Source organism: Leptolyngbya sp. AN10, assembly GCF_050565645.1.
In the GTDB taxonomy this organism is placed as follows: domain Bacteria; phylum Cyanobacteriota; class Cyanobacteriia; order Leptolyngbyales; family Leptolyngbyaceae; genus Leptolyngbya.
This window is the reverse complement of sequence record NZ_JBNXVP010000024.1, coordinates 1-25,217: the sequence shown is the minus strand read 5'-3', so window position 1 is coordinate 25,217 and position 25,217 is coordinate 1. Positions and strand designations below refer to the sequence as shown.

The following is a 25,217-nucleotide window of genomic DNA, read 5'->3' as shown; positions in this document are numbered from 1 at the left end:
TTATTTCAGCGAATAGGTTGACATATTCGATCGCACAGTATTCGAGAACAACCAAGAGCCAAATGTATCCGATCGTTCAAGTCCCAGTTCTGTCAGCTTCCAATCATTGTTTACTAAACCAAGTTCGATTATTTCTTGAAGTTCAGGAAAGTCTTGTAAAGGTTCAGAGTGAAAGCGATCGCAATAATTCTCAAGATTCAGTCCCTCTTCTGACAACACCGAAATCAAGATAAATCGCCGTTTCTGCTCTTCTAAATCCAACTCAAAGCCATAGTTCACAGCATTAAAATCTTCAGTGCTGTTGTATTGCTCAATAATGTTTTTGATCTCTTTGGAATTCACTGCATAATCATTCGAGTAGTGCAACGATCGCGTATACGATCGCGCTCCGCAACCTAGCCCAATCATGCCGTCTGCTTGGCAACAATACACAGGTGCAGAAGATTCGGGCGCAGTGTTCGATCGAAACATTCTCATCGAAACTTGAGTGTAGCCTTGAGCTTTTAGAAAGTCTCGACCTGTTCGATAGCAAGCGAGGCGAATATCATCCCATTCTCGATCGCTGATTCCCAATCCAGTCAGCGGACGAACATACAGCGGATACAGGTAAACCTCTTCAGGCTCAAACACCAAAGCTGTTTTGAGCGATTGCAACCAAGTTTCTACAGTTTGTCCTGGTAGTCCGTAGATGAGATCAATGTTCAATGTCGGAAAGTTCGCTTCTCGAATGCGAGTAAGAGCAGCTTTCACTTGATCAGAAGTTTGGCGGCGTTGAGTTGCGAGAACTTCACTATCAACGAAGCTTTGAACACCGATACTAATTCGATCGAGTCCACGATCTCGCAATAGTTTCAATTTCTCAATAGTTGCTGTCTCAGGTGAAACTTCAACTGAACCCGGAATTTCTAAAAGCTTCGCGCCCATTAATTCAGCAACATTCAGAACCGATTCCAAATGCCCGATCGATAACTGCGTCGGTGTCCCTCCTCCCAAAGCAAATCGAGCAAACTGCACTTCACCTAATGCTGCTTTCACTTGATTTGCTTGTCGCTGTAATGCTGCAACATACCGACTCACAAAATCATCATTGTGACTAACAGTTGTAAATAGATTACAGAACCCACAACGCATCTCACAGAATGGAATGTGAATGTAGAGAAAAAGAGCATTCTTGTTCTCATCTGCCCAAACTTCGGAAAGCGATCGAGGTTTCAATTCTCGATAAGCGGTTTTATGCGGGTAAGAGTACACATAAGTTTGATAAGGGGACTGATTCATAAGATAAACTCTGCGTAAGGGACTGTCCAAACTGCGGGATGGCTTAATCGATGTCCAGTGTACCCGTCATCACCGTAAGTGGTTCCGTGGTCTGAACAGAGAATACAGAACGTAGAACCTCTTTGTCGTAAAGCATTCCAGAGATTACCTAAATGTCGATCGACATATTCCAAAGCCGCAGCATGAGACTCTAAACTATCTGTTGTTGCTCCTGGTAGATAGAAATAATTCGGTTGATGCAAGGCGGAAATGTTGATAAACAGAAAGATTTTTTCTGGGCGTTGGAGGATCGATTGTGCGATCGCAATTTGATTTTCTGTCGAATTCCGACAAGTCACACCAATTTCAGAACTCCAATAGCTCTCAGCAAACATTGACGGAAGCACATTGCCTAATGGATTGAGCTTGTTGAAAAAACCAACTCCACCAATGCAAACCGTGTGATAGCCTTTTGCAGCAAGTCCGCTCACAATGTTTTCATGCTCAAGAATGCAAGTCTCTGGGCGTGTACTGGTGCTGCCTTCAAATTGAAGCGAGAACGGACGGGGATGAATACCAGGAGCGATTGGAGTGGGCAGAAATCCGGCGAAGAAGGCTTGGTGAGCCGCATAAGTGAAGCTTCCAGGCGAATGACGTTCTTCCCAGCCTTGAGGCGGCAAAACAGAGGCTAAATTCGGAGTGCGACCTTGAGCGAGCAAATCTCTAGCAACATCATATCGGAGCGTATCAAAGGTGATAAACAGGATGTCGTGTGTTCCAATGATTTGATTTATGTTGAGCATTGATGCCGCTCCATCAACATTTCAATCTCTGTTGTGTAAGTATCTTGCCCATTCCAGGTAATGCCCTGCAACAAATCGCCAAACGCATTCATTTCTAGGATGTAATGATCTTTCCAATTCGGTGCAATTAGTAAATCAATTCCACAATAAAAGCTTTTTGGAAAACAAGCCCCAGCCCGTTCACAAGTTCGCATCATTTCCGCCCAAGTTTCGGGAGCAAGCGATCGAGGAAGTGCCGAAATGTCTCGTCGATCGTTGCCCAAATGTAAGTTCGTCATCGGACTATTTCCCAACCGCAACACCACCTGCCGCGCTTTTCCGCCAATCACAACCACTCGCGCATCAAATTCGCGCCCCTCAATCCGAGCTTTCGGCATCCATCGTTCAACCTGCACCCGTTCCCGCGCCAGAAAATTGATAATCCCTGCTATCTCTCGCGAATCTCGATATTGTCGAATCTTACGAGAGTTATAGAATCTAAGCTCTCCTTGTTCAACAACTCGTTCAACGCTAGTAATTGCGCGTTCTGCTCCTGCTCGACGTTCATAAGCGACCACACCCGAAGCCGATGAGCCATGAGCTAGTTTGATGAAAACTCGATCGCAGTTTTGCCGCTCCATCTCTTCGCACAGTTCCTCATAGCTATTAATTGAAGAAAGCGATCGAGGAATCGGAATATTATGACTCGCTAAAATCCGCTGACACACAGTTTTATCAAACATTCTCACAATGTCATCCGGGTGATTCAGAATGGTTCCTTGCACTGATGACCATTCTTGTAAGCGAGTTTTCCAGCCCAGATACCATTGACGCGGATGCAGAATGCGACCTTTATCAGCAGGCAGATTGTAAGCCTCGATCGCGCTCACTTTCCAATGATTTCCCGGTTGGTCGGCTCCCGCTGCAATAAAAGCTCGATCGACGTTGAAACTACGTTCTGGGGCATCGAAACGAAAATGTCGATCGAGCGAATCCCATTCATGTAAAAAACACCGACCTGCTAACAGTTCCTCGTAAGGAATGACTTCAGCAGGCGGCAGATTGAATCGAGCTAATGCTTGTTGAAATAGCTCAACTCTGCGGGTTTCAGGATTAGCAACGAGGGCAAAACTTAGCATTGTTTCTACTATTCAGAAACCACACAATAACGACGATAAGACGGCTCTTCATAGTCATCCTCCTCGCGTTGCTCATGTGCCAATACTTGAATGCCCAACGCCCGAAGCTGATCAATCATTGCCCCAGATAAATAACTCGCTGAAACATTCAACGTTTCCAAATCTCGAATCGCGGCACAATCGAGTAAATGCTGCGCTCCTGCATCGGTCAAGGTTCCCAGCGAAAGATCTAACACTTGCAACCCTGCTAATAACGGCGATCGAACAATCATCGCGGCAATCTCATCTGCAAATCCACTATTCCGCAATCCCAGATAAGTCAAATTCGGAAACTTCAGATCTTCCAACAAGGGCAGCAAATCTCGATCCCAACAATCGCCACCATAAGACGGGCTGCCAAACCAAAGTTCTAAATGCTCTAACGCGGGAAACTCCCATTCATAGATTTGCTCAACCGTCGATCGACTTAATCCGCCCGTTTCCAAAATCAAGGCTTTCAAATTCTCATGTCTCGAAAGTCCCAAAGTCGGATCAATCCTTAAGCCTTCTCCACCCCGAACTTGCAGCACTTCTAACTGTGGAAATGCCTGCAAAACTGGACTCATATCACTTTGAATAATCCAAGAAATCTCGCACTCTTCGGATTCAATATCGCCAAGGAACAAGGCTTTGAGATTCGGAAAGCGATCTCGCAATGCCACCAAACTTTCTACGATAGTCTGAGCCGTAGAATCTCCTGTAGAAACACTTTCACCCCCAACCCAAGCACCAATTACCAATGCTTCAGTGAGTTCGGCTCCAGGCATTCCCAACAACACATCAATCTGATCCGCAACACTATCATCTTCATCATCGTAATCACATCGAAACGCATACGCGAACTGTTGCGGACTCGGTAAAGCTTGCTCTCGGTCAAACTCCCAAACTTGCCGCCCTGCAAACTGTTCGACATGACCTCTAAACAGTCCACCATGATTGTTCCCTAGACAGTCAAAGCGCTCTGTGAGATTCCACAAGGGCAGATTAATCAGTGGTAAATCTTGAGGTTGCCGCAATAACCAGCGCGATCGACGACGCACTAACTTAGATCGATCGCTCAACGCCTGATGCAAACATCCAAGTCCTGCGGTTCCATAGCTCCAAGCTTGATCCACTGCTTCTAAGCGAACGGAGAGATCCTCATGGTTTAATTTTTGTTGAATCCCTTCAATTCCTCCTAAGATTGCGCCTTGATACGGTGCTGGAGTCTGTCCACCTAAAATCGCATCTGTAGGCTGAGGGTTAGAATTTGCTTCCGGCATAATAATTGCGTCTTCTGTGGTGTAATTGTGCTAGAAAAACGAACTTTGCTTAGTTTGCCCAGTGAATTATCCGTAGATGCGCTTTGTGCGATCGTACCATCTTCAACCCTATGACTACGAAACCTTTTGATCAATTCAACAAACGTCTATTTGAAACCTTACTGTCCCCTTTTGGTACAGTCACCCCGAATCGCGCCGTTTTAGGAGAAGAAAGAGCGATCGACATCTATTTTGAACCGAATCCAAATGTTTCACTGCCCCTTAATGAACTTGGCTATCTCTCCTTGATGCTCGATAAACCTGCATTGCTAGAACCCTTTCGTAGTTCTCTCAGCGATGAAGATATGCACAACTGTATGCTGAAGTTATTTTTAGTGTATGCGGAGTATCGCCGCCAAGAGGAATCGATTAAAACTGAGAATTTACCGCGACTTTGGATGCTCTGTGCTTCCGTCTCGAATGTGCTAATCGAAGAATTCAACGGGCAATTTGATGAAACATTGGGAGAAGGATTCTACTCTCTTGCACCCCGTCTTCGAGCCACGATCGTGGTAATTGATGAACTGCCAAATACACCTGAAACGCTTTGGTTGCGTCTACTCGGTCGCGGACGAACTCAGGAAGACGCGATCGCCGAATTATTGCTGCTTCCAGAAGATAGTTCGCTACGTATGAATGTACTGAATCTACTTGTGTCTTGGCGGATTAATATAGATTTATTAGAACAGGCGAATGATGAAGAGAGGCGAATTCTTATGGCTTTGTCGCAAGCTTATTTGGAATGGGAACAGCAAACTCGTCGTCAGGGCATTGAAGAAGGCTTAGAGCGAGGACGGCAGGAGGGACGGCAGGAGGGACGGCAGGAAGGACGGCAGGAAGGACGGCAGGAAGAGCGACAGGCGATGATTGTAAGTCTCCTGGAATCTCGGTTTGGCTCGATCGATGCTGAACTTCAATCCATCGTCCCTGCTTTGATGGCGCTTCCTCCAGAAGAATCAATGCCACTCATTGTCCAGCGATCGAGAGATGAATTACTTCAACAGTTTCTTAACTGAGTTTTGCGATCGCACTTTCTTGAACCAACACAGTTTGAGTCAACAAATCCCGAACGGTTGCAGTTAAAATTCGATGCTCTGTCACTTGCAATTCGACTGAAATTCGATCGATTCCCAGTTGTCCAGGTGGATCGAGACGCGCCACACAGACTGGGTTGCGATCGCGTTCTAACGATCGATAAGTTTCCTGCTGTCTCAATGGTGTACTACTCATTCGCCCTTGAGCATCGTAGACTACTTCTGATTCGGTCACTTGTGCTACTTCTCCAATGTCCAATCGAATCTCGGTTTGTCCTTCTGAAGCAGCTTGTAACATCAGGGGTTCCTCGCGTTTGCAAGGGTAGTTTGTGCCAGGTTCAAACAACGGATAGTAACTATACGATCGAGAATATGGCTCCCACAGTCGAATCGCGTATCCATGCCGCAAATAGTCTTCTAATCCTGCAATTTGTGTGAGTGCTAATGCTCCATGTGCAACAGCTTCAAACGGTTTATGAATCTGTACTCTCTGCCGTCCAAAGTAGGAAACAAACAGTTGTTGGATTGCACGAATTTGGCAACTTCCACCAACTAATAGAACCTGCTCAATGTCGGACTTTTGCACTCCTTTTCGCACACCCAACTGCAATGTTTCATCGATCGCTTGGCGAACTTGCTCTAATAATTGCCGCTCTTCTAGCAAATCCTCGAACTGCGATCGCGTTAACACCAAATCGTGATAGATAAAATTCTCTTCATCGAACCAGCTTTCTTTTGCTTCATCCTCAGTTGAAAGCCGAATTTTTAGCTGTTCAGCGATCGACAATAAATTCTGCCAACCGATTTCGCCAATTGCTTCTCGCGTCGTGTTCATCTGTTGAAGATAGTTCTCGACCATCCATCGATCGAGGTCTTCTCCACCCACATAAGCATCCGCTTTTGATAATACTTCAGCCCGTAAAACCTCCTGACCTGTTGCCATGCCTGAAGTGCGAACTAAGCTTAAATCTAATGTCCCGCCTCCAAAATCAGCAACGAGAACAGTCGAACCCGGTCGCTGAACTGCATATCCTAATGCTGCCGCAGTCGATTCATCCACAAATTTGACATCAGGAAAGCCGAACTTGAGAGCAACATCTTGGAACCAATCTAGATATCTTTCAAATGCTCCAACTGGAACTGTAAAAATTAACAATGAAGGCTCAATCTGCGAGGCTTTGATTGCTTTCCAAATTTGGTTAAGAAAGTGAACAGCAACTCCTTCCGCATCATAAATCTGCCCGTCCAATGTTCTCGCGGGTGGCTGGAAGTCTGCCGCTAAATCTCGCTTAAATGTCCGGAAAAATCGCTGTGGCTGCATCAATCCGAGACGCTGCGATCGCACAGGTTCCCCAACCACAAATTCGCCCTTTCCCTGCACAAATACTAAGCTGGGTATCACTGCAATTTCATTAAACAATCGAGAAAGATTCGGAACTCTCAGCGTGACCGGAGCTTGTGTGTCAGGCTCCAAAATACTAATGACCGTGTTACTGGTTCCAAAATCGATCGCTACTGCGGTCATGGGGTCGCTCCAGCAGGTAAAGTTCGACTAACTTTGGCAGGCACTAAAATACGATCGTCACTCCGATATCCAACAAATCGCACATATACGGATTCCCCAGGCTCTAAATCGCCTACATCCCCCTGATGTAATTGTGGATCGAATTCGACTTGCTCCCAAGGTTTCCCGATCGATTGATAACCCCAAAACTTAATTAAGTTATCGAGAGCAGTAACCATTCCAATTAGATTTCGAGCAGGCAAATCTGGTTTAGTTTCCGCCATCCGTCGAACACTCGGATACTGTGTTAACAAAGATTGAATCTGCTCGAAAGCTTTGATTTCGGAGTCTTGCTGAGTTTGTGTGGACTGAGTTTCTAACTGCGATCGCAATCTTGCACACTGTTGCTTAAATTCCTCGATCTGAACTTCCAAAGCTGCTTTTTCTCGCTGACTCGTTTGCCAATCTGAAGTTGTAGTTTCTAGTTTTTGTTCAAGCTCGGATTGTGTTTGGTTTAGTTTATCAATGTTCGATCGCAATATCGCTTCTGTGGCTTGAGCGGCTTTGGTCGATCGCCAATAAAATCCACTCAGTCCAATCAAACTCAGCGACAATCCAACAACGCCCAAATCCATTGGATTACTCCTGCTGTTGAATGGTTTGGGATTGTTCAACGTTTAGAGAATTATCTGCATTATCGTGATATTCGGGTAACAGATCGCGGGACTCGATCGAGCCTAGCGATCGTTCTAAATCTTCGGTGGCTAAGGTACAACTCTCACCCGCACCATTCAGCACCGTTTCTGTGACTTTGCCATCTTTGCCGATGCGATACTCAATTTGCTGATAGTTCGCCATAATCTAAACCGTGAAGCTAACGTTACGCATTATGCACCACGAAATCGAGTTTTTTCCAGAAAAAATGTACTATAGCAGTACCTACTTTAGTTAGGACACTTCGAGATCGCCCCCCAGTCCCCAAACTCTATTGTGTATACACAATGTGAAGGCAATCGCATTCATGTTTTTCTTGCATGAATCCGAAGCGCCCGCCGAATGGAATTCGGGGCTATACAAACAAAGCGTACCTCCGTATACTAACAGTCAATTAAACACCTCTCAGCCTTGAATCGCTGCAAAAATCACTTGTGCAAATTTGCTCCACGTGGGTGAAATTTGCAGTTCTGCGGCACGTCGAGCAAATTGCTCCAGATTTCGATGATCGGCAAACCAAAATGGAGTGGGACGAATTCGGAACGGTGCATAGAGAACTGACTTTTTAGGTCGATCGAGAAAATAAGCGTTATGCACAAACCCTTGACCTGACTGAATATCGCGATGATCGTTTCCAGGATATGCACCCCAAGCCAAATCTGGTAACGCATAAATTACACCTGTCCAAACATTGACTCCGATCGCGCCATAGTTCAATTTTTTAATCGCCTCGTCTACCGGAGTCTTCGTCAGAATCACACAGGAAAGATTCCCCCAAATTTTCTCATTGCAAAAAGGAACGGCTCGATCGAGAAATTCTTTAGCAGTCGTAGCTTCTAAACTAACTTCAGCCAGCACCCCACAAAATGCCTCATTCTGAAGCGCATAGTGATCTTCAACATCTGGAATAAATGTCCACGGAACAATCTCATCAGTGCGAGTTCCGAAAATTTCGGCTTGAGGATAGCGATCGAGAAATTCCTGATATCGTTGCTGTGCGCCTGGATAGTACGCTTTGCGATTCGGAATTCTCGCGAATTCTTGACGCAAGAGTGTGAGAAAGCGATCGCGCAATTTCCAGCCTTTTGCCGTGACAATCACTTTCGCCGCCACACAGTTAAAACTCGCATTATGTACCACCATGCTGGCAACATGACGTGCTTGAAATTTCAGATCAGATTCTGACCAATTTCCAGGAACAATTAGCACCGGAGTGACACAGCCTAGCTCTGACGTAATTGGCTTGGAATTCGCGATCGCGTAGTAAGTATGATGCGATCCCGTCACATGAATCGAATCAATTCTCGGATGCTGACAAAGATAGCTCCCAACATCCGCCCCACCATAAACAATTTGCAAAAATCCATCCGTAATCAGCGGTTCAAATGCTTGCTCTAAAAATTTCCCCACATATTCATTCACAGGATTCATCTTGAGCAAAACGACTTGATTTTCTGCAAATAACTTATAAAGTGCATCGAGTGGAGCAGTCGAGCCAACATTTCCTGCTCCCAACACCAAAGCAATTCCAGGACGATCGCAGTTTACACTCTGAGCCGCATCGATCCAAACTTCTCCCCGAAATCCGAGCCAGAGTAATCGATCGAGCAAATTATCCGGAAACACTCGCGCAATTCCATTCTCAATTTTCGCGGTTCGTCCTTCTAAAGTTCTGATGATCGCTCTTAACATCATCAGCGTTGTGACCGATCCGGTTAGCCATTCTTCGCCCGGTGCATTGAATTCTTTCGCCTTACACGACTCGATCGCCCAATCCTCCGCGACCTCGATCGTGCCCTCCATGCAGCGCTTCAAATACTCAATTCGCTGTGTAGCCCCGACTTTCAGCCAATCGGAGGCGCGAGAATCTAGACGAAAAATAGCATTTTCAACTTCGGGGATCATCGTAGGTCAAAATCGTAATGACTATGATATAGTTGTAACTGTTTCGTAATCATACAGACGAACACTGCTACTCTTGCAAGGAGAAAAAATCCCATGACCCAAGAAGGATGCTTGCGCGTCGGTCAGAGCGCACCAGATTTTGCAGCAACGGCTGTGATCGATCAAGAATTCAAAGACATCAAACTGTCTGACTATCGCGGCAAATACGTTGTCCTGTTCTTCTACCCGCTCGATTTTACCTTTGTTTGTCCGACCGAAATCACCGCATTTAGCGATCGCTACGAAGAATTTAAAGCGATCGGAACTGAAATCCTTGGAGTATCAGTTGACAGTGCGTTCTCTCACTTGGCTTGGATTCAAACCGATCGTAAGTCTGGTGGTGTAGGCGACCTGACCTATCCTTTGGTTTCTGACATCAAGAAAGAAATCAGCACTGCTTACAATGTGCTTGACCCTGAGCAAGGAATTGCTTTGCGTGGTTTGTTCATCATCGACAAAGATGGTGTGATTCAACATTCGACGATCAATAACTTGTCGTTTGGTCGGAGCGTGGATGAAACGCTGCGGACTCTGCAAGCGATCCAGTATGTTCAATCTCACCCGGATGAAGTTTGCCCCGCTGGTTGGAAGCCGGGTGATCAAACGATGAGTCCTGATCCGGTGAAGTCGAAAGAGTACTTTGCTGCGGTTTAGTTGATTTTGAATTGAAAAACCCTCCTAGCTTGATTGATTGAGCTAGGAGGGTTTTCGTTTAGGTGATAGTGTTTGGGTAATAGTGCAGTACCTACTTTGGTTAGGACACTTCGAGCAAGCCCCCCAGCCCCCAAGTTTGGGGGAGCAAGAGTCTTAAGCCCCCAGAATTGGGGGTTTGGGGGCAAGTCCGAGGCTGTCCAAATCTAAATTTCTACTGCTCTAGTTCAATGCGCGTTCCGTCAGTTTCGTCAGCACCTGATTCGATCGCTCAACAAACGCCTTCATTCCATCTGCATTAAAGCCTTTCTGCGCCATCAATGCTAAGTCATACACATGATGACAAATCATATTGGCTAGTTCAGCCGATGGAGAATTTGCATCGCTGGTGACGATCGCTCCTTGACTTAGATTCATCAAATTCTGAATCATCGGATGCGAGGTGTTGACTAACAGAATATGCTCCTCAGGAAACTCGATCGATTGTTGTTGCAGTAATGCACTCATTTCCTGCATTCGACGCAACTGTTCTGGTAACAAGACCATCGCAGGAGGAGCCGCAGAATCTCCTTTCAATGCTTCAGTGCGAATCGTCAGTTTTGGCTTTCCTAATGCACTTTGGAACAATGACTTGATTTGTTCACCACGGGTTTGATTGGTGTTCGGATCAACAATTTCAGATTTGTCTTTATCGATCAGCGTGTCATCAAGTTCAGAGTCAACGCGGGAGAATTTAATGTGAGAATATTCCCGCTCTAAGAAACTGACGAAGTGGCTATCGATAAAGGAATCCATGAACAGAACTTCTAAGCCCTGACTGGTATGCAACTGAACATACGTTGCTTGAGTTACTTCATCGGTACAGTAGAACACTCGATTTTCGTGACGCTCTTTGTTCCGCTCTAGATACTCTTTCAATGTGGTGAAGGTTTTACCGTCTACAGAATTGCTCTGTTCGGTGTCCTGCCACGCATCACTTTCTTGAGTTTGCACTTCGACTTTTGGCTGTTCTTTGAGCGTGGTGCGATAGATCAGAATATCTTCGACTTGCTTTTTGAACTTGTCATCATTGAGCGATCCGAACTTGACGAAAGTTCCTAAGTCTTGCCAACTGCGGATATAAGCTTCTCGATCGTCGCGGTAGAGTTCTTTTAATCGATCGCCGACTTTCTTGGCAATGTAGTCTGCAATTCGACGAACTGTCCGATCGTTCTGCAAAAAGCTTCGAGAGACATTCAGCGGAATATCGACACTATCAATCACGCCTTGCAGCGGCAGTAAAAACCGTGGAACAACTTCTTCACAGTTATCGCTAACAAAGACTTGATTGCAGAACAGTTTAATCTGTCCTTTGGTGACATCGACATCCGGTTTGAGCTTCGGAAAATAGAGAATTCCATTCACTACAAACGGATAATCGGTGTTCAGATGCACCCAAAGCAGCGGATCTTCCTGGAACGGGTAGAGATAGCGATAGAACTCTAGATAGTCTTCTTTCGTCAGATTGCTCGGCGACTCCTTCCAAGGTGCTTTCTGGCGGTTAATTTGTTCCGGTGCGGTCATTTCCTGACCTTCGGCAGCCAGAACTTCTAACTTGATCGGGAACGGGAGAAAGTCGCAGTAAGTTTTGACTAACTGACGAATTCGATATGGCTCCAGGTATTCGTGTTCTTCATCCTGTAGCGTTAACTTAACCGTTGTACCTCGCGTTGTTCTTGGTGAGTCTGAAAGGCTGAACTCGGTTGAACCATCACAAGACCAATGAACCGCTTGTGAACCTTCTTTGTACGACAGGGTATCAATCTCAACCTGTTTCGCCACCATGAACGACGAATAAAAGCCTAATCCAAAGTGACCAATGATTTGCTGATCGCCACTTGCTTTGTACTTCTCGACAAATTCTTCTGCACTGGAAAAGGCGACTTGGTTAATATACTTCTTCACCTCATCGGCAGTCATCCCAATTCCGGTGTCTGAAATCGACAGCGTTTTGTTCGGTTTGTCGATCGTAATCACGACTTCTAATTCACCCACCTCGCCCGAAAATTCCCCAGAGCGGGAGACCATATTGAGCTTTTGAATCGCATCGATCGCGTTCGATACCAATTCGCGTAAGAAAATCTCGTGATCCGAATACAGCCACTTTTTGATAATTGGGAAAATATTCTCGGTATGAATCGAAATATTTCCCTGCTCTAGAATCGTTGTCATAAGCCTCGTCTTGATTCTTAGAAGGTGGAATGCTCTTCATTGTGCGCGACGATCGCGCCTTGCGTCTCTATTTTATTCAGGGAGGTTCGCTCTCCAGTGAGTGCGGGTTTCCCTACTCCCCACTCCCTACCGAAATTGAGTCTTTACAAAATAGGTGTTATTAATATTGCTTCCCTCCGAAAAATTACTGAGTTATTCTACGAAAATTGGGGAATTTTGAGGATTTTTCGGTGACTCGATTATCCAAAAGTATGGTTTTTTAATCATGTGCTTAAGTTACGACGCATCAGTTTAGAACTTCTAATCTGGCGTGGTCGGTCTTGTGCTTCCCTGATTTCTCGGACTCTTGTGGTGTTATGCAAGCCGTTGTTTCCTCTGTTGCTCTTCGTCCAGCTTCAATTGTTCCTGATGCCGTCGAGCCTGATTCTCCCCTGCAATCGTTCTGTCGGCTGCAAATTGAGCAAATTCTATCGATCTTGCCGGGTGCAGGAATTCGACTGGTTTATCAATCTCCAGAACAATCCAAGCGTCAATCGGTAGTGTACGGTCGAGAGTTTTGGTCGCTGTTAGATTCCGAAGCGCAAACCTTTCTCGCTTCGGAATCTTGGTGGATCAAAAATTCGATCGGACGCTTGAAAAAGGTGTTTACTGGATCGCGGCGGCGATTTTACGCTTGTCCATTGAGCCAGACTAAGCCTGAATATTTACTCTTGGGTACAACCAAAGTATTAACCGCTCATCAAAAGCGCTTTATCGAAAATGTTGCAAATCTGTTGAGTCATCATCTTTCAACCGTTCGAGATTTATCTATTCAACGCCAAGCGCAACAACAAATTGAACAAAGAAATCAACACATCGAACATCAAGTTAAAAGCCCGATCGCATTAATTCAAATTTATACTCAGATGCTATTATCGACCGTTTCGGAGGAGCAATCTCGATCGTATTTAGAATCGATTCAATCCTCAATTCAAGATATTCATCGCCATATTTCACTTAAGCAAAAACCACTCCGAATCGAACAGCATGATCTGACTGAAATCCTGTCTCAGAGCATCAAACAGCTTGAACCTTGGTTAACAGAAAAGCAAATTCAAGTGAATTATTCTCGCTCTCCTCTGCCGATCGATGTGGATGGCTGGCAACTAAAGCAAGTCTTCGATAATTTGCTGACAAACGCAATTTATTACAGTCCTGAATCGGGCACGATCGAGTGTTCTTGGGAAATTTCACCACAAGAAGTTTTAATCAGAATCTCCGACCAAGGTACAGGATTATCAGAAGCCGATTTGGAGCAAGTGTTTACTCCGTTTTATTCGCGTCGCCCCGAAGGAACAGGTCTGGGATTATCGATCGCACAAAAAATCATTCAGGCGCATCACGGTCAAATCTGGGTCGCAAACCGTCCCACAGGCGGCGCACAGTTTTCATTCACCCTTCCTCGCCAACAGCCCAAATTATCGATCGTTCCGTCGATCGAAGTCCCTTCTTTTACGAGTGCAACATGATTTCCACGGCTCCCGCTCAAGGTCAAATTTCAGTTCTATTAGTCGATGACGATGCCAAATTTCGTCAGGGACTCCAAACGCTGCTTCAGTTCTACAGTACAACTCAAGATCGACGCTTTACGGTGATTGGAGAAGCCGCATCTTCGGATCAAGCGGTTCAACTCGCACAACAACAACACCCAATGTTGATCCTGCTAGATATGGAATTGACCAATGGTGATGGAATTGGAACGCTGAATGAATTGGCGAAATTAGAACATCGATCGAAGATTCTCGTGGTCTCTGGACATCAAGAAGAAGAATGGGTGTTTCGAGCAATGAGAGCGGGCGCGAATGGCTATGTCGTCAAGACTGAACTCGCAACCGAATTGTTTAATGCTACGACTACGGTATTGAATGATCAGGTCTATCTTTCTCCTGATTTGGCGACTCGGTTCTTTCAAATGTTCCGGTTCTACAATGGGCAAGCGTTGGATGCGAAAGCGAAATTGCATTTAACCGATCGAGAACAAGAGGTCTTACATTGGTTAGTTCAAGGCGCATCAAATGAAGAGATTGCGACTCGGTTGTATATTTCAGTCGCGACTGTGAAAGCGCATTTAACAGCAATTTTTCATAAGTTGGGTGTGACGAGTCGGACTCAGGCAATCATTCGAGCGTTAAAAATGGGCTTGGTGAGTTGTTAGGAGATTTCTACGAAAGAGCTTACCGCTTGAAAGACTGCCCTTCGGCTTCGCTCAGGGCGCGATCTCTAGCTGACTGAGCGAAGCCGAAGACAGCGGGTAATTTGTTTTCGATAAATCTCCTTAGAGAGTGTTTGAAAATTAATCGTTCATCGCATTCACCCGCCCGGAAATGAATCTCCGGGCTAATCGTGGGAAGCCCACTAAACTGGGCTAAGAACTCTGTACCGCTCTCTCAGTCCGCTTTAGCGGAGTTTCCTCTATTAGCCCGGAGATTCATTTCCGGGCGAACTCGCAACGTAGCAAAGCCGCTTTTTATACTTTTCAAATACCCTCTTAGGCTTGCAATAATCCAGGCACGATCGTATCTTCACAGTGATGAGGCATCTCTCCACGAGGGGAGACGATCGACCAGATCCCTCAGCTAGAATCCTCGACGGATGAGCTTATCGGAGGTGTGGTGTGCGAGCAGGTTTCCCTGTGCCAAAGGCATCGCGTCGGTTTATTTTCGCTATTGTATTGAGCGCTTTATTGATTCTGACTCCATCGGTTTTGGCACAGAATCCAGCGCAGAATCCAATTGTGCCAACTCCTAGAATCGAAATTCCACAACTAAGCAATACCGATGTCAGAACGGCTCCCGTTCGCTTAGATGGACGAGAACTCTTTCGGGTTGCGGTTCCATCCGATGGCGACTCAAATCAAAATAACGCGATCGCAGTTCGAGTTCAAGGCATTGAAAGCAGTTTGCAACGATTCGCGAATCAATCGAGTTCAACGGCTTTGGAAGTTACGAGCGCGATCGACTCTAGCAGCAATCTCCCGGTGATTCGGGTGAATAATCAGTATTTGATGACGGTGACGACCTTAGATGCTCAACTGCAAGGACAAGAACCCGCGACGTATGCAGAAGAACTAACTCGCGTGATTCAGGAAGCATTGACGACTGCTCGACGGGAACGACAACCGGATACTTTTGTCACCCAAACCGGGAAAGCGATCGCGATTCTAGCGGGAACCTTTGCACTCAGTTGGACGGTATCACGCCTGCAATTGTATTTGAGAAAGCGAGATCGACGATCGCACACTAAAGAGCCAAATTTCTCTGAATTGCCACCGAATTCGCCAGAAACCGCTAGTTCTCGCACTCAATTGATTGTGAAGCAACAGTTAGCGAATCGACAGCAACGAACCATGAAAGATGTTCAGCGTCGATCGCTTCAGCTTGTTCAATTATTGATCTGGGCAACAGGCGGATTTATAATTCTTGGACTCTTTCCTCAAACGCGATCGCTGCAACCGTTTGTACTTTCTACGCCGCTGAAGGTTTTGGGAGTCATTGTCGCGACTTATCTTCTGAGCCGATTGAGTGATTTATTAATCGATCGAATCTTTGGTGCATTAGATATTTCTCAGTCGTCTACGGATGTTTCTCAGCGAGTTGCACTGCGATTTTCAACGTTCTCGCGAGTGATCAAAGGATTAGTCACACTAGGCTGGATTAGCGTTGCGTTAGTTACTATCCTGTCGCTGATTGGAATTGAAATTTTACCGTTATTAGCGGGTGCTGGAATTATCGGTTTAGGAATCTCTCTAGCATCACAAAACTTGATCAAAGATGTGATTAATGGATTTCTAATTCTATTTGAGGATCAATACGCAGTAGGTGACGTGATTCAAGTCGGTACACTGAGCGGCTTAGTCGAATCTATAACCTTGAGAATTACACAGATTCGGAATGCAGAAGGGCGATTAATTACGATTCCGAATAGTTCGATCTCGATCGTAGAAAACTTATCGAAAGATTGGTCGCGAGTGGATTTAGCGATCGCGATTTCTTACGATGCCAATGTCGATCGAACCATTGAGCTAATTGAAAAGGTTGGGGCTGAGATGAGTCACGACCCAGACTGGGAAAGCCGAATTCTAGAGCCACCGGACGTTTTAGGAGTAGAAAATCTGAGTTACGAAGGGGTAACTTTACGAATTTGGATTAAAACTCAACCGTTGCAACAGTGGCACGTTGGACGAGAATTTCGTAGACGATTAAAAATGGCTTTAGATGCTGAGGGAATTCAGATTGCGATTCCGCAGCAGGCATTTTCGGTACGAGGCACGATCGATGATGAGGTGTTTGATCACCGTGAAGCTCAAGCAGCTAAACCTCGATCGTCTCCGAATCGTTCTAATCAATCACGTTGAAATAGCACACTTTGTAAGAGGGTGTTTGAGAAGTAGCAGTTCGGACGCATTCACCCGCGCCGGACTAGAAGTCGGCGCTAACGGTGCGAAGTCCACTAGAGGGACTCAAGACTCTGAAATCGGCTCCCAGTCCCCTTGAGTGGACTTCGTTCTGTTAGCCCCGAATTCCATTCCGGGGCGAGAGGACATCGGAGTGAAGTGACTTTCTATACTTTTCAAACATGCTCTAAAATTGGCATCCTGTTCAGAACGGGAAAATCTACCCCACGATCGGACAAGATGCCCTTAGAGGGTGTTTGAAAAGTATAAAAAGCGGCTTTGCTGCGTTGCCAGTCCGCCCGGAAATGAATCTCCGGGCTAATGGAAGAAACCCCGCTGAAGCGGGCTGGGAGAATCATTCGGAGTTCTTAGCCCAGTTTAGTGGGCTTCCCTGATTAGCCCGGAGATTCATTTCCGGGCGGGTGAATGCGATCAACGATTACTTTTCAAACACCCTCTTACATTCAACCCCCCATTCCTGGAATCAATCCGCCACCTAATCGTTTTAAGGCGCGATTTGCCACATCTGCATAGCGCAGTTCACCGCACATAATCTTCCCTAGTCGATCGGTCGCTGTCGGACGCTTCACACCAACTTTGTATCCGATCCCTGGCACACGATAAAACAAATTCGCTAACCGTTGCGCCCAAACCATATCGCTGCCCCATTCCCGCTGAATAATCTCAGTGTATTGAGCCAACGCCGATCGATCTCCATTCAAAGATTGATCCACCGCTTCCGCTGCTTTCATCCCGCTAAACATCGAGGGGCGAATTCCTTCCGCAGTCATCGGATCAACGATCGAAGCACTTTCCCCAGCGAGAACCGCATTCTGAGTATGCAGCGTTTGATCCCCATCCCAAAACGCGATCGGATGGGTATAAACTTGAGCACCGCTGGTATTAAATCCAGCTTCCTTGGCGTACTTTAATAAAGCTGCATTGAAATCAGTACGATCGTCACCTCTAAACGATGCCGTTCCAGCAGAAAACCCTTCAGCTTTCGGCAAATTCCAGATAAAACCGTTCTTCAACATACCGAAATCGAATTGTGCCGTACTTCCAACCGCATGAGGCGCTTCCATCACCGCTCCCATCCGAGTCTTGCGCTCTTTGAATCCGAGCCATTTTGCCATCGGACCTTTCGCACCGTCCGCAGCAATGAGATATTTCGCTTCTAAGACTCCCGATGTCGTATTAACTTGCCAACGATCGCCCTTGAATTCGATCCCCGTCACAGCCGTTGCATCTTGGAGTTTTGCACCTGCTTGCTGTGCCTGATTCATCAGAAATTCATCGAACTGATCGCGGCGCACCATCCACATTGGCTCTGGCGTATTCAAAGTCGCATCGACCGGATCACCGAGCTTCCAGGTATAGCGAATTGTATTGACTCTTCGAGAAATGACGGGCGCAAAATCGAAATCAAACCATTGTGCGATCGCAGGAGAGACTCCGCCGCTACAGGGTTTATAGCGAGGTAGTGCTTCTTTTTCTAGCACTAAAACAGAGCGTCCGCGTTTGGCGAGATGATAGGCGGCAGTTCCTCCAGCGGGTCCTGCTCCGACAACAATACAGTCAAACATAAAGCTAGAAGTTCACTCCTACGTCACGCTACTAGGTCATTCAAGCTTTCCGCTTGTGATCCGAACTGTTTAGGCAATTCTCACAAAGGCACTGCTAGTGTACGTCAAATCCCCGAAGTCAAGGTAGTTCATTTGCATGAGCTTTATCGTATCAATGCTTTCAATTTATGAGGATTGTGGCGTTCCTTGAGAGGGTTCTAAGTCAGATGAAACGGGGGTTCGGTTCAATTAAGCCTATCTGTAATAAGTCTCAATTTGCGGTTGTAATTCATTCTTTTTATTCAAAGTAATTTTCGCAAGTTCTTTAAACAGAGAACCAGTTTGATGACTCGATCGCTCCGTATTTTCCGTGAAACGCTTCATACTTGCGGAGTAACACTGAGCAGAATCATAAAGCTTTCACAAAACGGATGTGGGATTCATTGGAGTTTTTATCGTGCTAAGGGAACAATCGTGAAGTATTGACAAAATTGCCGGGTGTCTCAGTAAAAGAACAGAAGATTAAAGACAGCCAGCTTCACAAATCGCTTGATGGAGATAGAGTGTGTTCTTAGGATTTCATTGGTTAAGAGAGCTTTACCATGATGCTTATGATTCTGGGTACGAATGGTTTCGAGGAATCACCAGAAATCCAAGATGGCTAGTCATGCGACAACTGGCACGATTTGGAGCAGTTCGATCGCTCTTTCGTCACTTTCAGTCTCGCTCTGTTCCTCAATTTTCCGGTGAATCTGTCTTTCCTCATGTCGCTCCAGAGTTTATTGTGAAATCTGTTGCAAATGATGGATTATATCTGGGCTTGAATCTGCCGCCTGAATCGCTTCAAGACATCATTACTTATGCGAAACAGTATCCCTGTTATGGCGATCGTAAACCTGAGTACGGCTTTCACTATGCTCAGAAGCTCGAAGCGGAACACTGGTATGAGCGAAGATTTGTCACTGCCAGCTACTTTAATACGATCAAGACTTGTCCTGCGATCGCGCAACTGAGTCGTGATCCGCTGATTTTGTCGATCGCGGCTCAGTATTTAGGAACAGATCCAGTTTTCATTAGTAGCCAGCTTTGGTGGAGCTTTGTCACAGATGCTTCAATCCAAGCTCGACGCAAAGCGGCACAATTGTTTCACTATGATTTAGATGACTATCGATTTATCAAATTCTTTTTCTATCTCACCAATGTTGATGGGCTAACAGGCGCTCATGCTTGTGTTCAAGGAACGCATCGACGTAAAAAGCTAAGACATGAACTGAATCGAAAACGCTTTAGAGATTCCGAAATTATCGATGCGTATGGAATTGAGAATTTAGTCACGATTCGAGGCAATGCAGGATTTGGATTTGTCGAAGATACCTTGTGTTTCCATAAAGGAATGCCACCGATTCGGCACGATCGATTGATGCTTCAGCTTGAATTTGCAACGTGTGACTATCAGATGCAGCACGATCGAGTCGATCCGCGATCGCTGTTTGTTTACTCGGCACATCTGAACGAAAGCTTGAATCGATCGAATTTCGGCGTTGCTGAATGATGGCATGAATTCGCCCTCATCCCCAACCCTTCTCCCCAAGGAGAAGGGAGCCAGACTTCTTGTTCCCTCTCCCCCAGGGAGAGGGCTAGGGTGAGGGCTGCAACCGATTCAAACGTAGAAAACATACTGCAATTTAGCAACACCTAAATTTCTAACGATCGCCCGATTCCAATACTCTTTAGAATTGCTTTGATGGGAAACAGTTGATTGAGGATTGTCCATTGAAGCGTTATCGAATCGGATTGCTCATTCTTGCGGGATTGCTCATTATCTTTTCTTGGTGGGGGATCTTCTCTGCTCGTTCAGGCTTAACCGTTCGTTCTTTGAACCAAGAGGGAGTTCCACTGCTCTATCTTGCTCCAAAGTCACTGCGCTCTGTTCCAGGTGTATTGGTCGCACATGGTTACTCTGGCTCAAAACAATTAATGCTGTCTTATGGTCATGTATTAGCGCGATCGGGTTACGGGGTCATGCTCTGGGATTGGGATGGACATGGTGCGAATCCGAGTCGATTAGAGAATGATTCACTGAGGCGCAACTTGGAGACGGCATGGAACGCATTGGCACAACAGCCTGAAGTCAATGCCACTCGATTAGCATTGGTGGGACATTCAATGGGAAGTGGAGCCGTAATGAATGCTGCGATCGCTCATCCCGGTGACTTTTTTGCCACAGTGGGCATCTCTCCGACAGGTGCGAATGTAACTCCAGAGCGACCTAGAAATCTGCAACTTCAAGCGGGTAGCTGGGAAGGGGGCTTTATTCGCAATGCAGAACGGATTCTTCAGCAAGCAGGCGGCAGCAATTCGGATGTTGCAAACGGTAGAGGTCGAGAGTTTGTTCTCGTTCCGAATGTTGAGCACATTACGATCTTGTTCAATTCGGTGAGTCATACTGCGACACGAGACTGGCTCGATCGAACATTTGGATCACAGCAGCAAAGTTCGTATGTCGATCGACGAATGCTTTATCAAGCGATCCATTTAATCGGCTGGCTAATTGCTCTGAGCGCAATCGCGCCGAGTTTGCAGATAGCAACTTCACCGTTATCGATTTCACCGTTGCAGCGTTGGGGCGGCTTATTGCTGTCTTCGACGGTTCCGACGGCTGGACTGGTTTTGCTCAATCGCGTCACTGATTTACAAACATTAGGCGGAATTCAAGTCGGGGGAGCAGTTGCGCTCTGGTTTGCGATCGCAGGTTTGCTCTGGTTAGCAGTTCTCCGCCAAATTCCACAATTCAATCTGAAAAAGTTACTTCTTGGAATTGGCGTATTTACAGTGCTGTGGATTGCAGTGGGAGCAATGGCGCAATTCGTTTGGCTACAATCGGTGCTGATTCCAGAGCGATTACTAATCTGGGGAATGATCTCGATCGCATCTTTGCCCTGGTTTTTAGCAAGCGAAATCGCCCAATCTAAACAGCGAATTCTTTGGGGAATTGCTCAAAGTGTAACTCTGATTGGTGGCTTTGTACTGGTACTACAATTCTTGCCGCAGCTTGGATTTATGTTTATCTTGCTGCCGCTGTTTCCAGTATTGATTACGGTCTTATCGATCGTCGGTGCTCAAGTTCGAGAAAGTTGGAGTGTTGCGATTTCGAGTGCCTTGTTTTTCGCATGGTTACTCGCAGCCGGATTTCCCCTAGCTTAGCTCCACTCCAATCTCAGTTAAGCTGCTTCAAAGCGAGAAGGATTGTCTTGCACTTTCTTCAACAATCCACGCCGTTCAGCGTGTTTGGTGGTGATGGCAACACTTCTTCTTGCTTTGGAAATTTCAGCCGGATCGAACTCATCGTAGAGTTGATTGATCAAATCATCGATCGATAAAGCACTCTTCTCATCTGCCAACACTTGCAAAATTGCATCCATCGGCTTCGTGCCTTTGAATTTGGCTTTGAGCTTTCCAGCATCAAACGCAGTTTTGCTCGATGACTTGGGTGCTGCTGACTTTGCTTTAGCAGTCGTTTTTGGTTCAGTCGTTTTTGGTTCAGACTTAGCCGCAGGTTTTGAGACAGGTTCGCTTTCAGTCGTCTCACCGAGCAAAGAATTGATATAGTTGAGAACGCGATCGATTTCTGCTTCTGCTTCTTTCGTCACGGTTTCAGCGATCGTTTCTTGCTCACTGAGCAATCGAGCACGAGTCTGTTCGAGTTCTGCTTTGAGCGTATCATTGAGGATAGTAGGCACTGTTATATTTCCTTGAGTTGAAGCGCGTTACTAAAGATTGTAGTGCTAACTGCAACTTTTGGTGATCGAATCTTCAAAAGCATTTAATAAAAAATTGAGGTATAGCTGTAGAAGTTTAGATTAGGACATCCTCGAAGTCGCCCCCAAACCCCCAATTCTGGGGGCTTAAGACTCTTGCTCCCCCAAACTTGGGGGCTGGGGGGCGATCTCGAAGTGTCCTAACTAAAGTAGGTACTGCTATAACTGCCCGATATCGGTTGAAGGAGCTACTAGCTCGTCTTGTCCGTTGCAATAATATGGACATCAATATTTTTGAGCGATCGCAATAGTTTATGAGTCAGTGAGCCGTGCAGCATTAATCTCCAGCGCGATCGCTGACTCTCCCCGATGACAATTTGAGTGATGTGATAGGTTCTGGCAACTTGCGCGATCGCTTTTGCTTTGTCTTCGTCTGTGACTCGAATAAACTCTCCGCCAAACTCTTTGCAGAGTCTTTCACAGGTTTCAATCTGTAAGCTCTCTACTTTAGTGAGGAAACGGTTTGGATCATTCACAAACAAACAATAAAACGGAGCGTGCATATATCCAGCAATACGAGCGCCGCGCCGAATCAGTTGAACTGCATTGAGATAAGTTGAGACACAGACTAACACCCGTTCATGAATGTTGCAAAACGGAGCATTCGCTTCGAGTCCGTTTGAGGCTTGGAGAGCATCTTCTTCAATGTTGTCTGCAATCTCTCGGAGTGCCAGTTCTCTCAAGGCGATGAGGTTACGCCGCTGGAAAAAATTTTGCAGGGATTGATCGACTTTTTCAAGAGCGTAGATTTTACCGTCTTTCAGGCGTTCCTCTAGCGTTTCTGGTGTAACATCAATGACCACCACCTGATCCGCTTCTTCCAGTAAGCGATCGGGAATTCGTTCTCGAACCACAATCCCTGTAATTCGGGCAACCAGATCATTGAGGCTTTCTAAGTGCTGAATGTTCACGGTTGAATAGACATCAATCCCTGCTGCCAAAACGACTTCTACATCCTGATACCGCTTTTCTCGCTGGGAGCCAGGGACATTGGTATGAGCAAGTTCATCAATTAAGACCAGTTGCGGTTGACGAGCAAGGATTGCATCTGTATTCATTTCAGACAGCACAGTGTCAGAACAATTAATTTTCAATCGGGGCACCACTTCTAACCCTTCTGAGCGCTGTGCTGTTTCTTGCCGATTGTGGGTTTCAAGTAAACCAATCACAACATCAATTCCCTCTTGCCGGAGACGATGCCCCTCTTCTAGCATTCGGTATGTTTTACCTACCCCCGGTGCCATGCCAATAAAGATTTTATGCTTTCCTCGATGGGCAGATCGAACAGAGGTGCTATCAGGAAAAGGATTTGATGAGTGATACATAGTTTAGAATGCAGAACGATCGGCAGGTATAGCAGTAGAAGTTTAGATTAGGACATCCTCGGAGTCGCCCCCAAGCCCACAATTCTGGAGGCTTAAGACTCTTGCTTCCCCAAACTTGGGGGCTTGGGGGCGATCTCGAAGTGTCCTAACTGAAATTAAGTACGGCTACATATCGGCTAAAGTGAGCGGCGGCGAGGGAACTAGAACGTAGCGCAAAGACTCTGTACCGTCCGCTCCACTGTGTTTGTTGTTATGCTGCGGTTACTACAACTCGCGCTTAACCACATAATCTCACCAAGACTTGATGAAGTGCAATCCCTCTTCTCTAGCGACCAAAATATGATATGGTACACATGAACTTTTGATATACAGTTTGCTATGACTTATGTCCAATCCCTCTTCTCAAAGTACCGAAGCCATCGACCATGACCAAAACTTTAAAGAGCTAATCTCAACCTTTTTCCTGGAATTCCTAGAACTATTTTTGCCAGAGATAGCCAGAAACATCGACCCTGAATCAATTCGATTTCTACCACAAGAATACTTCGCTGATCTAGTAGAAGGCGATGAGAAAATCATTGATTTGCTGGTAGAGGTCAAGCTATTTGGGCAAGATACGACCTTTCTATTCCATATCGAAGCACAATCTTATAGTGAAAGCAGACTTAATCGCAGAATGTTTTACTATCTGGCACGACTGCACCAGAACTATGTCAAAGACATTTATCCAATTGTCATTTTTTCGTTCGATCAACCTTATCGTGCAGAGAATAACACCTTCAAGATCGAATTTCCCAACTTCAAGGTATTGGAGTTTCGCTTTCATGCCATCCAACTGAATCGACTCAACTGGCGGGACTATATTGATCACCCCAATCCTGTTGCAGCCGCATTGATGAGCAAGATGAAAGTTGCCAAACGAGATCGTCCCAAGGTGAAAGCAGAATGTCTACGATTGCTGGTAACGTTAAAGCTTGACCCTGCTAAAACTCGATTGATATCCAAGTTTGTTGACACATACCTACGCTTGAACGCCCAAGAAGAGCAGACTTTTCAAGCGGAACTTGATAAAATCGGTGTAGCGCAAAGGGAGGCGATTATGCAAGTTACCACGAGTTGGGAAGAAAAGGGCATTGAGAAAGGAGTTGAACAGGGACAACGATCGCTCGTTTCTCTTTTGTTGGAACAAAAAATTGGGCAACTACCAGAAGCAATCAGCGATCGCATTTCTTCGCTCGCACCGAACAAACTGTCAGACTTAGCGATCGCATTGCTCAATTTTAATTCGATCGATGATTTGAGCCATTGGTTAGAAGCGAATGAATAAGGGAGATCATTACAACCAGACAACACTGTTGACCAGTCGCGATCTTCCTTAGGGGCTTGCGAATAAATAAGATCCCGGTCATTCTAGAGGAAATGAGAGAAGCCCTTGCGATGATGTCTCAACCTCCAAACCCAGAACCGTTGCCGTCAATGCTGAGCGAAGCGGTGAAAGCCA

The 25,217-nt window shown here is 45.9% G+C and carries 20 protein-coding genes; 8 read left to right on the top strand and 12 right to left on the bottom strand.

All coding sequences use genetic code 11. The features are described 5' to 3' along the window. From ACQ4M5_RS27410 to ACQ4M5_RS27395, 4 genes are read right to left on the bottom strand one after another with little or no spacing between them, the layout of a single operon-like run. A complete protein-coding gene (locus ACQ4M5_RS27410) occupies positions 1-1,278 on the bottom strand; it encodes an STM4012 family radical SAM protein (RefSeq protein ID WP_430678927.1) in 1,278 nt (425 codons plus the stop codon). Beyond that, positions 1,275-2,060 carry an STM4013/SEN3800 family hydrolase gene (locus ACQ4M5_RS27405; RefSeq protein WP_430678926.1) on the bottom strand — a complete coding sequence of 262 codons (786 nt, stop codon included), beginning with the start codon at positions 2,058-2,060 and terminating at the stop codon, positions 1,275-1,277. The genes ACQ4M5_RS27410 and ACQ4M5_RS27405 overlap by 4 nt, the downstream gene beginning before the upstream one ends. Beyond that, positions 2,048-3,178: an STM4014 family protein gene (locus tag ACQ4M5_RS27400; RefSeq protein ID WP_430678925.1), complete on the bottom strand. Its 1,131-nt coding sequence runs from the start codon at positions 3,176-3,178 to the stop codon at positions 2,048-2,050. Before ACQ4M5_RS27400 ends, ACQ4M5_RS27405 begins: the two co-directional genes overlap by 13 nt. An 8-nt stretch (positions 3,179-3,186) precedes the next feature. Further along, the gene (locus tag ACQ4M5_RS27395; protein WP_430678924.1) at positions 3,187-4,479 is read right to left on the bottom strand and encodes an STM4015 family protein; all 1,293 of its coding nucleotides are present in this window, start codon (positions 4,477-4,479) and stop codon (positions 3,187-3,189) included. Positions 4,480-4,589: 110 nt separating this feature from the next. Here ACQ4M5_RS27395 and ACQ4M5_RS27390 point away from each other — a divergent pair, with 110 nt between their 5' ends. After that, positions 4,590-5,534: a hypothetical protein gene (locus ACQ4M5_RS27390; protein WP_430678923.1), complete on the top strand. Its 945-nt coding sequence runs from the start codon at positions 4,590-4,592 to the stop codon at positions 5,532-5,534. On the opposite strand, the gene ACQ4M5_RS27385 is transcribed toward ACQ4M5_RS27390, so the two are convergent. From ACQ4M5_RS27385 to ACQ4M5_RS27370, 4 genes are all read right to left on the bottom strand, one after another. Continuing rightward, complete coding sequence (locus ACQ4M5_RS27385) at positions 5,527-7,077, bottom strand: Hsp70 family protein (protein ID WP_430678922.1); 1,551 nt, start codon at positions 7,075-7,077, stop codon at positions 5,527-5,529. The two genes, ACQ4M5_RS27390 and ACQ4M5_RS27385, sit on opposite strands and share 8 nt — an antisense overlap. Then, positions 7,074-7,691, bottom strand: a complete 618-nt coding sequence (locus ACQ4M5_RS27380) for a hypothetical protein (RefSeq protein ID WP_430678921.1) — start codon at positions 7,689-7,691, stop codon at positions 7,074-7,076. The genes ACQ4M5_RS27385 and ACQ4M5_RS27380 overlap by 4 nt, the downstream gene beginning before the upstream one ends. 4 nt (positions 7,692-7,695) lie before the next feature. Then, positions 7,696-7,914, bottom strand: a complete 219-nt coding sequence (locus ACQ4M5_RS27375) for a DUF2997 domain-containing protein (protein WP_430678920.1) — start codon at positions 7,912-7,914, stop codon at positions 7,696-7,698. A gap of 261 nt (positions 7,915-8,175) precedes the next feature. Beyond that, the gene (locus tag ACQ4M5_RS27370; protein WP_430678919.1) at positions 8,176-9,675 is read right to left on the bottom strand and encodes an aldehyde dehydrogenase family protein; all 1,500 of its coding nucleotides are present in this window, start codon (positions 9,673-9,675) and stop codon (positions 8,176-8,178) included. 93 nt (positions 9,676-9,768) lie between these two features. Here ACQ4M5_RS27370 and ACQ4M5_RS27365 point away from each other — a divergent pair, with 93 nt between their 5' ends. Next, positions 9,769-10,368, top strand: coding sequence for a peroxiredoxin (locus ACQ4M5_RS27365; protein WP_430678918.1), 600 nt, complete (start codon positions 9,769-9,771; stop codon positions 10,366-10,368). A gap of 219 nt (positions 10,369-10,587) precedes the next feature. Here ACQ4M5_RS27365 and htpG read toward each other — a convergent pair whose 3' ends face one another. After that, complete coding sequence (gene htpG, locus ACQ4M5_RS27360) at positions 10,588-12,576, bottom strand: molecular chaperone HtpG (RefSeq protein WP_430678917.1); 1,989 nt, start codon at positions 12,574-12,576, stop codon at positions 10,588-10,590. A gap of 356 nt (positions 12,577-12,932) precedes the next feature. Between htpG and ACQ4M5_RS27355 the strand changes: the two genes are divergently transcribed. The 3 genes from ACQ4M5_RS27355 (at position 12,933) to ACQ4M5_RS27345 (ending at position 16,969) form a co-directional block, all read left to right on the top strand. After that, a complete protein-coding gene (locus ACQ4M5_RS27355; protein WP_430678916.1) occupies positions 12,933-14,084 on the top strand; it encodes a sensor histidine kinase in 1,152 nt (383 codons plus the stop codon). After that, positions 14,081-14,770 (top strand): response regulator, encoded by a 690-nt coding sequence (locus ACQ4M5_RS27350; RefSeq protein ID WP_430678915.1) that lies wholly within the window; start codon positions 14,081-14,083, stop codon positions 14,768-14,770. Before ACQ4M5_RS27355 ends, ACQ4M5_RS27350 begins: the two co-directional genes overlap by 4 nt. A 459-nt stretch (positions 14,771-15,229) precedes the next feature. Beyond that, a complete protein-coding gene (locus ACQ4M5_RS27345) occupies positions 15,230-16,969 on the top strand; it encodes a mechanosensitive ion channel family protein (protein WP_430678914.1) in 1,740 nt (579 codons plus the stop codon). A 503-nt stretch (positions 16,970-17,472) separates the two neighbouring features. Here ACQ4M5_RS27345 and ACQ4M5_RS27340 read toward each other — a convergent pair. Next, positions 17,473-18,594, bottom strand: a complete 1,122-nt coding sequence (locus tag ACQ4M5_RS27340) for a geranylgeranyl reductase family protein (protein WP_430678913.1) — start codon at positions 18,592-18,594, stop codon at positions 17,473-17,475. A gap of 544 nt (positions 18,595-19,138) precedes the next feature. Between ACQ4M5_RS27340 and ACQ4M5_RS27335 the strand changes: the two genes are divergently transcribed. After that, positions 19,139-20,125, top strand: a complete 987-nt coding sequence (locus ACQ4M5_RS27335) for a hypothetical protein (protein WP_430678912.1) — start codon at positions 19,139-19,141, stop codon at positions 20,123-20,125. Between the two features lie 221 nt (positions 20,126-20,346). After that, positions 20,347-21,777, top strand: a complete 1,431-nt coding sequence (locus tag ACQ4M5_RS27330; RefSeq protein WP_430678911.1) for an alpha/beta fold hydrolase — start codon at positions 20,347-20,349, stop codon at positions 21,775-21,777. Positions 21,778-21,794: 17 nt separating this feature from the next. On the opposite strand, the gene ACQ4M5_RS27325 is transcribed toward ACQ4M5_RS27330, so the two are convergent. Next, the gene (locus tag ACQ4M5_RS27325; RefSeq protein WP_430678910.1) at positions 21,795-22,313 is read right to left on the bottom strand and encodes a hypothetical protein; all 519 of its coding nucleotides are present in this window, start codon (positions 22,311-22,313) and stop codon (positions 21,795-21,797) included. A gap of 269 nt (positions 22,314-22,582) precedes the next feature. After that, positions 22,583-23,716, bottom strand: coding sequence for a sensor histidine kinase KdpD (locus ACQ4M5_RS27320; protein ID WP_430678909.1), 1,134 nt, complete (start codon positions 23,714-23,716; stop codon positions 22,583-22,585). Between the two features lie 385 nt (positions 23,717-24,101). Between ACQ4M5_RS27320 and ACQ4M5_RS27315 the strand changes: the two genes are divergently transcribed. Continuing rightward, complete coding sequence (locus ACQ4M5_RS27315; protein ID WP_430678908.1) at positions 24,102-25,043, top strand: Rpn family recombination-promoting nuclease/putative transposase; 942 nt, start codon at positions 24,102-24,104, stop codon at positions 25,041-25,043. Positions 25,044-25,217: the final 174 nt, after the last annotated feature.

Coding starts and splice junctions, on each gene's coding strand:
- htpG (WP_430678917.1), bottom strand. CDS start 12,576: ATGACAACGATTCTAGAGCAGGGAAATATTTCGATTCATACCGAGAAT.
- ACQ4M5_RS27340 (WP_430678913.1), bottom strand. CDS start 18,594: ATGTTTGACTGTATTGTTGTCGGAGCAGGACCCGCTGGAGGAACTGCC.
- ACQ4M5_RS27365 (WP_430678918.1), top strand. CDS start 9,769: ATGACCCAAGAAGGATGCTTGCGCGTCGGTCAGAGCGCACCAGATTTT.
- ACQ4M5_RS27400 (WP_430678925.1), bottom strand. CDS start 3,178: ATGCTAAGTTTTGCCCTCGTTGCTAATCCTGAAACCCGCAGAGTTGAG.
- ACQ4M5_RS27410 (WP_430678927.1), bottom strand. CDS start 1,278: ATGAATCAGTCCCCTTATCAAACTTATGTGTACTCTTACCCGCATAAA.
- ACQ4M5_RS27380 (WP_430678921.1), bottom strand. CDS start 7,691: ATGGATTTGGGCGTTGTTGGATTGTCGCTGAGTTTGATTGGACTGAGT.
- ACQ4M5_RS27355 (WP_430678916.1), top strand. CDS start 12,933: ATGCAAGCCGTTGTTTCCTCTGTTGCTCTTCGTCCAGCTTCAATTGTT.
- ACQ4M5_RS27320 (WP_430678909.1), bottom strand. CDS start 23,716: ATGTATCACTCATCAAATCCTTTTCCTGATAGCACCTCTGTTCGATCT.
- ACQ4M5_RS27385 (WP_430678922.1), bottom strand. CDS start 7,077: ATGACCGCAGTAGCGATCGATTTTGGAACCAGTAACACGGTCATTAGT.
- ACQ4M5_RS27370 (WP_430678919.1), bottom strand. CDS start 9,675: ATGATCCCCGAAGTTGAAAATGCTATTTTTCGTCTAGATTCTCGCGCC.
- ACQ4M5_RS27395 (WP_430678924.1), bottom strand. CDS start 4,479: ATGCCGGAAGCAAATTCTAACCCTCAGCCTACAGATGCGATTTTAGGT.
- ACQ4M5_RS27350 (WP_430678915.1), top strand. CDS start 14,081: ATGATTTCCACGGCTCCCGCTCAAGGTCAAATTTCAGTTCTATTAGTC.
- ACQ4M5_RS27375 (WP_430678920.1), bottom strand. CDS start 7,914: ATGGCGAACTATCAGCAAATTGAGTATCGCATCGGCAAAGATGGCAAA.
- ACQ4M5_RS27390 (WP_430678923.1), top strand. CDS start 4,590: ATGACTACGAAACCTTTTGATCAATTCAACAAACGTCTATTTGAAACC.
- ACQ4M5_RS27315 (WP_430678908.1), top strand. CDS start 24,102: ATGTCCAATCCCTCTTCTCAAAGTACCGAAGCCATCGACCATGACCAA.
- ACQ4M5_RS27405 (WP_430678926.1), bottom strand. CDS start 2,060: ATGCTCAACATAAATCAAATCATTGGAACACACGACATCCTGTTTATC.